The organism is Romboutsia lituseburensis (genome assembly GCF_024723825.1).
GTDB lineage: Bacteria > Bacillota > Clostridia > Peptostreptococcales > Peptostreptococcaceae > Romboutsia_F > Romboutsia_F lituseburensis_A.
On the sequence record NZ_JANQBQ010000001.1, the window covers coordinates 2616154 to 2629361 of the forward strand.

Annotated in this window: 1 protein-coding gene and 7 rRNA genes; all 8 read left to right on the forward strand. The window is 45.8% G+C overall.

Features of this window, described 5'->3' with window-relative positions:
• Positions 1 to 125 precede the first annotated feature (125 nt).
• Positions 126 to 1628 (forward strand): 16S ribosomal RNA (locus tag NWE74_RS12920).
• A 239-nt stretch (positions 1629 to 1867) separates the two neighbouring features.
• A 23S ribosomal RNA gene (locus NWE74_RS12925) occupies positions 1868 to 4769 on the forward strand.
• Between the two features lie 127 nt (positions 4770 to 4896).
• Positions 4897 to 5013 (forward strand): 5S ribosomal RNA (gene rrf, locus NWE74_RS12930).
• A 218-nt stretch (positions 5014 to 5231) separates the two neighbouring features.
• A complete protein-coding gene (locus tag NWE74_RS12935; protein ID WP_258243423.1) occupies positions 5232 to 5513 on the forward strand; it encodes a hypothetical protein in 282 nt (93 codons plus the stop codon).
• A 533-nt stretch (positions 5514 to 6046) separates the two neighbouring features.
• Positions 6047 to 7549, forward strand: a 16S ribosomal RNA gene (locus NWE74_RS12940).
• 239 nt (positions 7550 to 7788) lie between these two features.
• A 23S ribosomal RNA gene (locus NWE74_RS12945) occupies positions 7789 to 10690 on the forward strand.
• A gap of 129 nt (positions 10691 to 10819) precedes the next feature.
• Positions 10820 to 10936: ribosomal RNA gene (gene rrf / locus NWE74_RS12950) — 5S ribosomal RNA — on the forward strand.
• Positions 10937 to 11525: 589 nt separating this feature from the next.
• A 16S ribosomal RNA gene (locus NWE74_RS12955) occupies positions 11526 to 13028 on the forward strand.
• Together the 16S, 23S and 5S rRNA genes form the textbook arrangement of a ribosomal RNA operon.
• The last annotated feature ends 180 nt before the right edge of the window (positions 13029 to 13208 follow it).

The window sequence follows — 13208 nt, forward strand, 5'->3', positions numbered from 1 at the left end:
TGAAAAAATGAACTTTGAAAATTAAACAGTAGGTTAATTTATAGAAATAAATATAATTCTTTATAGAATTAAACACAAACCAAGCCAGATATTCAGATAATGATTAGCTGAGCAATGGACAACTTTTATTTGAGAGTTTGATCCTGGCTCAGGATGAACGCTGGCGGCGTGCCTAACACATGCAAGTCGAGCGATCTTCTTCGGAAGAGAGCGGCGGACGGGTGAGTAACGCGTGGGTAACCTGCCCTGTACACACGGATAACATACCGAAAGGTATGCTAATACGGGATAACATACTTTTATCGCATGGTAGAAGTATCAAAGCTCCGGCGGTACAGGATGGACCCGCGTCTGATTAGCTAGTTGGTAAGGTAACGGCTTACCAAGGCGACGATCAGTAGCCGACCTGAGAGGGTGATCGGCCACATTGGAACTGAGACACGGTCCAAACTCCTACGGGAGGCAGCAGTGGGGAATATTGCACAATGGGCGAAAGCCTGATGCAGCAACGCCGCGTGAGCGATGAAGGCCTTCGGGTCGTAAAGCTCTGTCCTCAAGGAAGATAATGACGGTACTTGAGGAGGAAGCCCCGGCTAACTACGTGCCAGCAGCCGCGGTAATACGTAGGGGGCTAGCGTTATCCGGAATTACTGGGCGTAAAGGGTGCGTAGGTGGTTTCTTAAGTCAGAAGTGAAAGGCTACGGCTCAACCGTAGTAAGCTTTTGAAACTAAGAGACTTGAGTGCAGGAGAGGAGAGTAGAATTCCTAGTGTAGCGGTGAAATGCGTAGATATTAGGAGGAATACCAGTTGCGAAGGCGGCTCTCTGGACTGTAACTGACACTGAGGCACGAAAGCGTGGGGAGCAAACAGGATTAGATACCCTGGTAGTCCACGCCGTAAACGATGAGTACTAGCTGTCGGGGGTTACCCCCCTCGGTGGCGCAGCTAACGCATTAAGTACTCCGCCTGGGAAGTACGCTCGCAAGAGTGAAACTCAAAGGAATTGACGGGGACCCGCACAAGTAGCGGAGCATGTGGTTTAATTCGAAGCAACGCGAAGAACCTTACCTAAGCTTGACATCCTTTTGACCTCTCCCTAATCGGAGATTTCCCTTCGGGGACAGAAGTGACAGGTGGTGCATGGTTGTCGTCAGCTCGTGTCGTGAGATGTTGGGTTAAGTCCCGCAACGAGCGCAACCCTTGCCTTTAGTTGCCAGCATTAAGTTGGGCACTCTAGAGGGACTGCCAGGGATAACCTGGAGGAAGGTGGGGATGACGTCAAATCATCATGCCCCTTATGCTTAGGGCTACACACGTGCTACAATGGGTGGTACAGAGGGCGGCCAAGTCGTGAGGCGGAGCTAATCCCTTAAAGCCATTCTCAGTTCGGATTGTAGGCTGAAACTCGCCTACATGAAGCTGGAGTTACTAGTAATCGCAGATCAGAATGCTGCGGTGAATGCGTTCCCGGGTCTTGTACACACCGCCCGTCACACCACGGGAGTTGGAGGCGCCCGAAGCCGGATAGCTAACCTTTTGGAAGCGTCCGTCGAAGGTGAAGCCAATAACTGGGGTGAAGTCGTAACAAGGTAGCCGTATCGGAAGGTGCGGCTGGATCACCTCCTTTCTAAGGAGAATTACCTACTGTTTAATTTTGAGGGTTCATTCCTCAAAATTAGTACTTAATTGTACTTTAGTACTTTGAAAACTGTATAACATTTAGTGATATGACATCATTTTATATATGAAGAAGATAACTTCTAAAAATATCATCGACAAGAAAAGTCTTTAAAATTACAAACTTTAAGCACTGGAATAAACTGAGTGAATACGAAGTTTGTTCAGTAGCGATAACTTTTAATAACTGGTCAAGTTATTAAGGGTGCAGGGCGGATGCCTTGGCACTAGGAGCCGATGAAGGACGCGATAAGCTGCGATAAGCTTCGGGGAGTTGCACGTAAACTTTGATCCGAAGATTTCCGAATGAGGAAACTCACTTAGAGTAATGTCTAAGTATTGTTAAGTGAATACATAGCTTAATGAGGGGAACCCGGGGAACTGAAACATCTAAGTACCTGGAGGAAAAGAAAGAAATTCGATTCCGTAAGTAGCGGCGAGCGAACGCGGATAAGGCCAAACCAATGAAGTTTTCTTCATTGGGGTTGCGGACATGCAACATGGATGCACTATCGTAAATGAAGAGAGTTGGAAAGCTCCGCCATAGAAGGTAATAGCCCTGTAATTGAAACGAGAAAGCTACTAGCATGATCCAGAGTACCACGGGACACGTGAAACCCTGTGGGAAGCAGGAGGGACCATCCTCCAAGCCTAAATACTACCTAGTGACCGATAGCGCATAGTACCGTGAGGGAAAGGTGAAAAGAACCCCGGGAGGGGAGTGAAATAGAACCTGAAACCCTGCACTTACAAGCTGTGGGAGCACATTTCTTGTGTGACCGCGTACTTTTTGTAGAACGGGCCAACGAGTTACGTTAAGTAGCAAGGTTAAGCACTTCAGGTGTGGAGCCGTAGCGAAAGCGAGTCTTAAATGGGCGACCTAAGTTACTTGACGTAGACCCGAAACCGGGCGACCTATCCATGAGCAGGTTGAAGCGAAAGTAAAATTTCGTGGAGGACCGAACCCACGAGCGTTGAAAAGCTCGGGGATGACTTGTGGATAGCGGTGAAATTCCAATCGAGCCCGGAGATAGCTGGTTCTCCCCGAAATAGCTTTAGGGCTAGCCTCAAGCGTAGAGAAACGGAGGTAGAGCACTGAATGTCCTAGGGGGTATTGCACTTACCGAAGACTATCAAACTCCGAATGCCGTTTTCTTTTACTTGGGAGTCAGACTGTGGGTGATAAGATTCATAGTCAAGAGGGCAACAGCCCAGATCGTCAGCTAAGGTCCCTAAATGTACGTTAAGTGGTAAAGGATGTGGGATTGCACAGACAACCAGGATGTTGGCTTAGAAGCAGCCACTCATTTAAAGAGTGCGTAATAGCTCACTGGTCGAGTGATCCTGCGCCGAAAATTTCCGGGGCTAAAACGTACTACCGAAGCTACGGCATCATTATGATGGGTAGGGGAGCTTCGTATGCAGGCTGAAGCATGACCGTAAGGACATGTGGACAGTATACGAGTGAGAATGTTGGCATGAGTAGCGAGACGTGGGTGAGAATCCCACGGGCCGTAAACCCAAGGTTTCCAGGGGAAGGTTCGTCCGCCCTGGGTTAGTCGGGACCTAAGCCGAGGCCGAAAGGCGTAGGTGATGGACAACAGGTTGATATTCCTGTACCGCCAATAAGCGTTTGAGAAATGGGATGACACAGTAGGATAAGCTAACCACACTGTTGGTTATGTGTGGCTAAGTACTGAGGCAGTCTAGATAGGCAAATCCGTCTAGATAATGCTGGGGTACGATGGGGAGCGAAATTTAGTAGCGAAGTAGCTGATTTCACACTGTCGAGAAAAGTCTCTATCGAGTTTAAAGGCGCCCGTACCGTAAACCGACACAGGTGGGTGAGGAGAGTATCCTAAGGCCAGCGAGAGAACTATTGTTAAGGAACTCGGCAAAATGACCCCGTAACTTAGGGAGAAGGGGTGCCATCCTTTGGATGGCCGCAGAGAATAGGCCCAAGCGACTGTTTACCAAAAACACAGGTTTCTGCTAAGTCGCAAGACGATGTATAGGAGCTGACGCCTGCCCGGTGCTGGAAGGTTAAGGGGATCTGTCAGGAGCAATCCGAAGCAGTGAACTTAAGCCCCAGTAAACGGCGGCCGTAACTATAACGGTCCTAAGGTAGCGAAATTCCTTGTCGGGTAAGTTCCGACCCGCACGAAAGGCGTAACGATTTGGGCACTGTCTCAACAATAGACTCGGTGAAATTGTAATCCCGGTGAAGATGCCGGGTACCTGCGACAGGACGGAAAGACCCCATGGAGCTTTACTGTAGCTTGACGTTGGGTCTTGGTACTACATGTACAGGATAGGTGGGAGACTATGAAGCATGAACGCCAGTTTGTGTGGAGTCATCCTTGGGATACCACCCTTGTAGTACTGGGATCCTAACCATAGGCCTTGAATCAGGTCTTGGGACACCGTCAGGTGGGCAGTTTGACTGGGGCGGTCGCCTCCTAAAAAGTAACGGAGGCGCTCAAAGGTTTCCTCAGCACGGTCGGAAATCGTGCGAAGAGTGCAAAGGCAAAAGGAAGCTTGATTGCAAGACATACAGGTCGAGCAAGGACGAAAGTCGGACTTAGTGATCCGGTGGTACCGCATGGAAGGGCCATCGCTCAACGGATAAAAGCTACCCTGGGGATAACAGGCTTATCTCCCCCAAGAGTCCACATCGACGGGGAGGTTTGGCACCTCGATGTCGGCTCATCACATCCTGGGGCTGTAGTAGGTCCCAAGGGTTGGGCTGTTCGCCCATTAAAGTGGTACGCGAGCTGGGTTCAGAACGTCGTGAGACAGTTCGGTCCCTATCCGTCGCAGGCGTAGGAAATTTGAGGAGACCTGTCCTTAGTACGAGAGGACCGGGATGGACGTACCTCTGGTGTACCAGTTGTTCTGCCAAGGGCATGGCTGGGTAGCTATGTACGGAATGGATAAGCGCTGAAAGCATCTAAGCGCGAAGCCAACTTCAAGATAAGATTTCCCACCGTAAGGGTAAGACCCCAGGAAGACTACCTGGTTGATAGGTCGAAGGTGTAAGTGCAGTAATGTATTTAGCTTATCGATACTAATAGGTCGAGGACTTGACCAATAAATGTTTGAGCAACGGATATGACTGAAGCGAGAGCGAAGGAATATCGTTGGCGACATGAATGAAATGAATTTTCATCTCTAAATGATATACAGTTTTCAGAGTATTAACTCTAAAATGAAGATTATGTGGTTATTATAGCAAAGAGGATACACCTGTTCCCATTCCGAACACAGAAGTTAAGCTCTTTAGCGCTGATGGTACTTGGGGGGCGACCTCCTGGGAGAGTAAGACGTAGCCACGTAATCTTTTTTTATGTTTAAATTTAAGCTAGGATAATTTATCCTGGCTTTTTTATGTGTTTAAATTTTTTATATAAGGTAATCAATTAGAGAATCATCAAATTGAAATAGATATTTATTATAAATTTAATGTATTAGATATGAATTAATAAAATTATTATAAAAAAATACAATATGGAAAACCTAAATGATAAGTAATAGTTATTTAGGAGGCCAAATAATGGATAATATGAATGAAATGAGAAACAAAATAGAAGATGGTAAGTATAAATTAACTTTAGAAGTAGCTGCTCCTGCTTATTTTGACATCTATAATGATGTAGATATAAAATCAGGAGAGGATTTAGTTAGAAACTATTTAAGAAGCAATGCAGATGATGGATGTTTTGATAATATACAAATAAAGTATAATAAAGGTAGAAATTCTATAAGAGTTATAGCTAACTTAGATTATAATAACAATGAACATAAAGGTTACTCGAATAGAGGAAGACTAATGTAAATGTTTTAGTTAAATAGTAATTTATTTTTTTATTTTTAATAAACAAAATATTAAATTATTATAATAATTTGAAAGAAGTTATCTTAGAATTTAAGATAACTTCTTTAATTTTTTATAATAATATATGAAATTAAAGAAATATAATAAAATGTGGATAGAAAAAGCGAAATGAGTATATAGCATACATACAGCTTGTATATAATGTTAATAACTATAAAAAAGCTGTTTATATACTTTAAAAAAATAAATTTATTTATTAAAATACTAAAAAAAATAAGAAAAAGTATTGACGATATTATTTTAAGATAGTATAGTTATACTTGTCCTTAAGAAAAGGGCAAACAAGAAAAAATAACTTGAAAAAGTAGTTGACAAATAATGAAATATTTGTTAAACTAAGGAAGTTGAAAAAATGAACTTTGAAAATTAAACAGTAGGTTAATTTATAGAAACAAATATAATTCTTTATAGAATTAAACACAAACAACCAAGCCAGATATTCAGATAATGATTAGCTGAGCGATGGACAACTTTTATTTGAGAGTTTGATCCTGGCTCAGGATGAACGCTGGCGGCGTGCCTAACACATGCAAGTCGAGCGATCTTCTTCGGAAGAGAGCGGCGGACGGGTGAGTAACGCGTGGGTAACCTGCCCTGTACACACGGATAACATACCGAAAGGTATGCTAATACGGGATAACATACTTTTATCGCATGGTAGAAGTATCAAAGCTCCGGCGGTACAGGATGGACCCGCGTCTGATTAGCTAGTTGGTAAGGTAACGGCTTACCAAGGCGACGATCAGTAGCCGACCTGAGAGGGTGATCGGCCACATTGGAACTGAGACACGGTCCAAACTCCTACGGGAGGCAGCAGTGGGGAATATTGCACAATGGGCGAAAGCCTGATGCAGCAACGCCGCGTGAGCGATGAAGGCCTTCGGGTCGTAAAGCTCTGTCCTCAAGGAAGATAATGACGGTACTTGAGGAGGAAGCCCCGGCTAACTACGTGCCAGCAGCCGCGGTAATACGTAGGGGGCTAGCGTTATCCGGAATTACTGGGCGTAAAGGGTGCGTAGGTGGTTTCTTAAGTCAGAAGTGAAAGGCTACGGCTCAACCGTAGTAAGCTTTTGAAACTAAGAGACTTGAGTGCAGGAGAGGAGAGTAGAATTCCTAGTGTAGCGGTGAAATGCGTAGATATTAGGAGGAATACCAGTTGCGAAGGCGGCTCTCTGGACTGTAACTGACACTGAGGCACGAAAGCGTGGGGAGCAAACAGGATTAGATACCCTGGTAGTCCACGCCGTAAACGATGAGTACTAGCTGTCGGGGGTTACCCCCCTCGGTGGCGCAGCTAACGCATTAAGTACTCCGCCTGGGAAGTACGCTCGCAAGAGTGAAACTCAAAGGAATTGACGGGGACCCGCACAAGTAGCGGAGCATGTGGTTTAATTCGAAGCAACGCGAAGAACCTTACCTAAGCTTGACATCCTTTTGACCTCTCCCTAATCGGAGATTTCCCTTCGGGGACAGAAGTGACAGGTGGTGCATGGTTGTCGTCAGCTCGTGTCGTGAGATGTTGGGTTAAGTCCCGCAACGAGCGCAACCCTTGCCTTTAGTTGCCAGCATTAAGTTGGGCACTCTAGAGGGACTGCCAGGGATAACCTGGAGGAAGGTGGGGATGACGTCAAATCATCATGCCCCTTATGCTTAGGGCTACACACGTGCTACAATGGGTGGTACAGAGGGCGGCCAAGTCGTGAGGCGGAGCTAATCCCTTAAAGCCATTCTCAGTTCGGATTGTAGGCTGAAACTCGCCTACATGAAGCTGGAGTTACTAGTAATCGCAGATCAGAATGCTGCGGTGAATGCGTTCCCGGGTCTTGTACACACCGCCCGTCACACCACGGGAGTTGGAGGCGCCCGAAGCCGGATAGCTAACCTTTTGGAAGCGTCCGTCGAAGGTGAAGCCAATAACTGGGGTGAAGTCGTAACAAGGTAGCCGTATCGGAAGGTGCGGCTGGATCACCTCCTTTCTAAGGAGAATTACCTACTGTTTAATTTTGAGGGTTCATTCCTCAAAATTAGTACTTAATTGTACTTTAGTACTTTGAAAACTGTATAACATTTAGTGATATGACATCATTTTATATATGAAGAAGATAACTTCTAAAAATATCATCGACAAGAAAAGTCTTTAAAATTACAAACTTTAAGCACTGGAATAAACTGAGTGAATACGAAGTTTGTTCAGTAGCGATAACTTTTAATAACTGGTCAAGTTATTAAGGGTGCAGGGCGGATGCCTTGGCACTAGGAGCCGATGAAGGACGCGATAAGCTGCGATAAGCTTCGGGGAGTTGCACGTAAACTTTGATCCGAAGATTTCCGAATGAGGAAACTCACTTAGAGTAATGTCTAAGTATTGTTAAGTGAATACATAGCTTAATGAGGGGAACCCGGGGAACTGAAACATCTAAGTACCTGGAGGAAAAGAAAGAAATTCGATTCCGTAAGTAGCGGCGAGCGAACGCGGATAAGGCCAAACCAATGAAGTTTTCTTCATTGGGGTTGCGGACATGCAACATGGATGCACTATCGTAAATGAAGAGAGTTGGAAAGCTCCGCCATAGAAGGTAATAGCCCTGTAATTGAAACGAGAAAGCTACTAGCATGATCCAGAGTACCACGGGACACGTGAAACCCTGTGGGAAGCAGGAGGGACCATCCTCCAAGCCTAAATACTACCTAGTGACCGATAGCGCATAGTACCGTGAGGGAAAGGTGAAAAGAACCCCGGGAGGGGAGTGAAATAGAACCTGAAACCCTGCACTTACAAGCTGTGGGAGCACATTTCTTGTGTGACCGCGTACTTTTTGTAGAACGGGCCAACGAGTTACGTTAAGTAGCAAGGTTAAGCACTTCAGGTGTGGAGCCGTAGCGAAAGCGAGTCTTAAATGGGCGACCTAAGTTACTTGACGTAGACCCGAAACCGGGCGACCTATCCATGAGCAGGTTGAAGCGAAAGTAAAATTTCGTGGAGGACCGAACCCACGAGCGTTGAAAAGCTCGGGGATGACTTGTGGATAGCGGTGAAATTCCAATCGAGCCCGGAGATAGCTGGTTCTCCCCGAAATAGCTTTAGGGCTAGCCTCAAGCGTAGAGAAACGGAGGTAGAGCACTGAATGTCCTAGGGGGTATTGCACTTACCGAAGACTATCAAACTCCGAATGCCGTTTTCTTTTACTTGGGAGTCAGACTGTGGGTGATAAGATTCATAGTCAAGAGGGCAACAGCCCAGATCGTCAGCTAAGGTCCCTAAATGTACGTTAAGTGGTAAAGGATGTGGGATTGCACAGACAACCAGGATGTTGGCTTAGAAGCAGCCACTCATTTAAAGAGTGCGTAATAGCTCACTGGTCGAGTGATCCTGCGCCGAAAATTTCCGGGGCTAAAACGTACTACCGAAGCTACGGCATCATTATGATGGGTAGGGGAGCTTCGTATGCAGGCTGAAGCATGACCGTAAGGACATGTGGACAGTATACGAGTGAGAATGTTGGCATGAGTAGCGAGACGTGGGTGAGAATCCCACGGGCCGTAAACCCAAGGTTTCCAGGGGAAGGTTCGTCCGCCCTGGGTTAGTCGGGACCTAAGCCGAGGCCGAAAGGCGTAGGTGATGGACAACAGGTTGATATTCCTGTACCGCCAATAAGCGTTTGAGAAATGGGATGACACAGTAGGATAAGCTAACCACACTGTTGGTTATGTGTGGCTAAGTACTGAGGCAGTCTAGATAGGCAAATCCGTCTAGATAATGCTGGGGTACGATGGGGAGCGAAATTTAGTAGCGAAGTAGCTGATTTCACACTGTCGAGAAAAGTCTCTATCGAGTTTAAAGGCGCCCGTACCGTAAACCGACACAGGTGGGTGAGGAGAGTATCCTAAGGCCAGCGAGAGAACTATTGTTAAGGAACTCGGCAAAATGACCCCGTAACTTAGGGAGAAGGGGTGCCATCCTTTGGATGGCCGCAGAGAATAGGCCCAAGCGACTGTTTACCAAAAACACAGGTTTCTGCTAAGTCGCAAGACGATGTATAGGAGCTGACGCCTGCCCGGTGCTGGAAGGTTAAGGGGATCTGTCAGGAGCAATCCGAAGCAGTGAACTTAAGCCCCAGTAAACGGCGGCCGTAACTATAACGGTCCTAAGGTAGCGAAATTCCTTGTCGGGTAAGTTCCGACCCGCACGAAAGGCGTAACGATTTGGGCACTGTCTCAACAATAGACTCGGTGAAATTGTAATCCCGGTGAAGATGCCGGGTACCTGCGACAGGACGGAAAGACCCCATGGAGCTTTACTGTAGCTTGACGTTGGGTCTTGGTACTACATGTACAGGATAGGTGGGAGACTATGAAGCATGAACGCCAGTTTGTGTGGAGTCATCCTTGGGATACCACCCTTGTAGTACTGGGATCCTAACCATAGGCCTTGAATCAGGTCTTGGGACACCGTCAGGTGGGCAGTTTGACTGGGGCGGTCGCCTCCTAAAAAGTAACGGAGGCGCTCAAAGGTTTCCTCAGCACGGTCGGAAATCGTGCGAAGAGTGCAAAGGCAAAAGGAAGCTTGATTGCAAGACATACAGGTCGAGCAAGGACGAAAGTCGGACTTAGTGATCCGGTGGTACCGCATGGAAGGGCCATCGCTCAACGGATAAAAGCTACCCTGGGGATAACAGGCTTATCTCCCCCAAGAGTCCACATCGACGGGGAGGTTTGGCACCTCGATGTCGGCTCATCACATCCTGGGGCTGTAGTAGGTCCCAAGGGTTGGGCTGTTCGCCCATTAAAGTGGTACGCGAGCTGGGTTCAGAACGTCGTGAGACAGTTCGGTCCCTATCCGTCGCAGGCGTAGGAAATTTGAGGAGACCTGTCCTTAGTACGAGAGGACCGGGATGGACGTACCTCTGGTGTACCAGTTGTTCTGCCAAGGGCATGGCTGGGTAGCTATGTACGGAATGGATAAGCGCTGAAAGCATCTAAGCGCGAAGCCAACTTCAAGATAAGATTTCCCACCGTAAGGGTAAGACCCCAGGAAGACTACCTGGTTGATAGGTCGAAGGTGTAAGTGCAGTAATGTATTTAGCTTATCGATACTAATAGGTCGAGGACTTGACCAATAAATGTTTGAGCAACGGATATGACTGAAGCGAGAGCGAAGGAATATCGTTGGCGACATGAATGAAATGAATTTTCATCTCTAAATGATATACAGTTTTCAGAGTATTAACTCTAAAAAATAAAGATTATGTGGTTATTATAGCAAAGAGGATACACCTGTTCCCATTCCGAACACAGAAGTTAAGCTCTTTAGCGCTGATGGTACTTGGAGGGCGACCTCCTGGGAGAGTAAGACGTAGCCACGTAATCTTTTTTTATGTCTAAATTTAAGCTTGGATAATTTATCCTGGCTTTTTTTATGTGTTTAAATTTTTTATATAAGGTAATTAATAATAATGAAGATAAAAATTAATCAAATAGAGCAGATGTGATATGTAAAAAATTCTATTAAACTAACAAAAAATCTAATTTTTAATAAATAAAATATTAAATTAAATAAATATAATAAAATATGTATAGAAAAAATGAAATGAGTATATAGCGTACATACAGCTTGTATATAATGTTAATAACTATAAAAAAGCTGTTTATATACTTTAAAAAAATAAATTTATTTATTAAAATACTAAAAAAAAATAAGAAAAAGTATTGACGATATTATTTTAAGATGGTATAGTTATACTTGTCCTTAAGAAAAGGGTAAACAAGAAAAAACAACTTGAAAAAGTAGTTGACAAATAATGAAATATTTGTTAAACTAAGGAAGTTGAAAAAATGAACTTTGAAAATTAAACAGTAGGTTAATTTATAGAAACAAAATAATTCTTTATAGAATTAAACACAAACAACCAAGCCAGATATTCAGATAATGATTAGCTGAGCGATGGACAACTTTTATTTGAGAGTTTGATCCTGGCTCAGGATGAACGCTGGCGGCGTGCCTAACACATGCAAGTCGAGCGATCTTCTTCGGAAGAGAGCGGCGGACGGGTGAGTAACGCGTGGGTAACCTGCCCTGTACACACGGATAACATACCGAAAGGTATGCTAATACGGGATAACATACTTTTATCGCATGGTAGAAGTATCAAAGCTCCGGCGGTACAGGATGGACCCGCGTCTGATTAGCTAGTTGGTAAGGTAACGGCTTACCAAGGCGACGATCAGTAGCCGACCTGAGAGGGTGATCGGCCACATTGGAACTGAGACACGGTCCAAACTCCTACGGGAGGCAGCAGTGGGGAATATTGCACAATGGGCGAAAGCCTGATGCAGCAACGCCGCGTGAGCGATGAAGGCCTTCGGGTCGTAAAGCTCTGTCCTCAAGGAAGATAATGACGGTACTTGAGGAGGAAGCCCCGGCTAACTACGTGCCAGCAGCCGCGGTAATACGTAGGGGGCTAGCGTTATCCGGAATTACTGGGCGTAAAGGGTGCGTAGGTGGTTTCTTAAGTCAGAAGTGAAAGGCTACGGCTCAACCGTAGTAAGCTTTTGAAACTAAGAGACTTGAGTGCAGGAGAGGAGAGTAGAATTCCTAGTGTAGCGGTGAAATGCGTAGATATTAGGAGGAATACCAGTTGCGAAGGCGGCTCTCTGGACTGTAACTGACACTGAGGCACGAAAGCGTGGGGAGCAAACAGGATTAGATACCCTGGTAGTCCACGCCGTAAACGATGAGTACTAGCTGTCGGGGGTTACCCCCCTCGGTGGCGCAGCTAACGCATTAAGTACTCCGCCTGGGAAGTACGCTCGCAAGAGTGAAACTCAAAGGAATTGACGGGGACCCGCACAAGTAGCGGAGCATGTGGTTTAATTCGAAGCAACGCGAAGAACCTTACCTAAGCTTGACATCCTTTTGACCTCTCCCTAATCGGAGATTTCCCTTCGGGGACAGAAGTGACAGGTGGTGCATGGTTGTCGTCAGCTCGTGTCGTGAGATGTTGGGTTAAGTCCCGCAACGAGCGCAACCCTTGCCTTTAGTTGCCAGCATTAAGTTGGGCACTCTAGAGGGACTGCCAGGGATAACCTGGAGGAAGGTGGGGATGACGTCAAATCATCATGCCCCTTATGCTTAGGGCTACACACGTGCTACAATGGGTGGTACAGAGGGCGGCCAAGTCGTGAGGCGGAGCTAATCCCTTAAAGCCATTCTCAGTTCGGATTGTAGGCTGAAACTCGCCTACATGAAGCTGGAGTTACTAGTAATCGCAGATCAGAATGCTGCGGTGAATGCGTTCCCGGGTCTTGTACACACCGCCCGTCACACCACGGGAGTTGGAGGCGCCCGAAGCCGGATAGCTAACCTTTTGGAAGCGTCCGTCGAAGGTGAAGCCAATAACTGGGGTGAAGTCGTAACAAGGTAGCCGTATCGGAAGGTGCGGCTGGATCACCTCCTTTCTAAGGAGAATTACCTACTGTTTAATTTTGAGGGTTCATTCCTCAAAATTAGTACTTAATTGTACTTTAGTACTTTGAAAACTGTATAACATTTAGTGATATGACATCATTTTATATATGAAGAAGATAACTTCTAAAAATATCATCGACAAGAAAAGTCTTTAAAATTACAAACTTTAA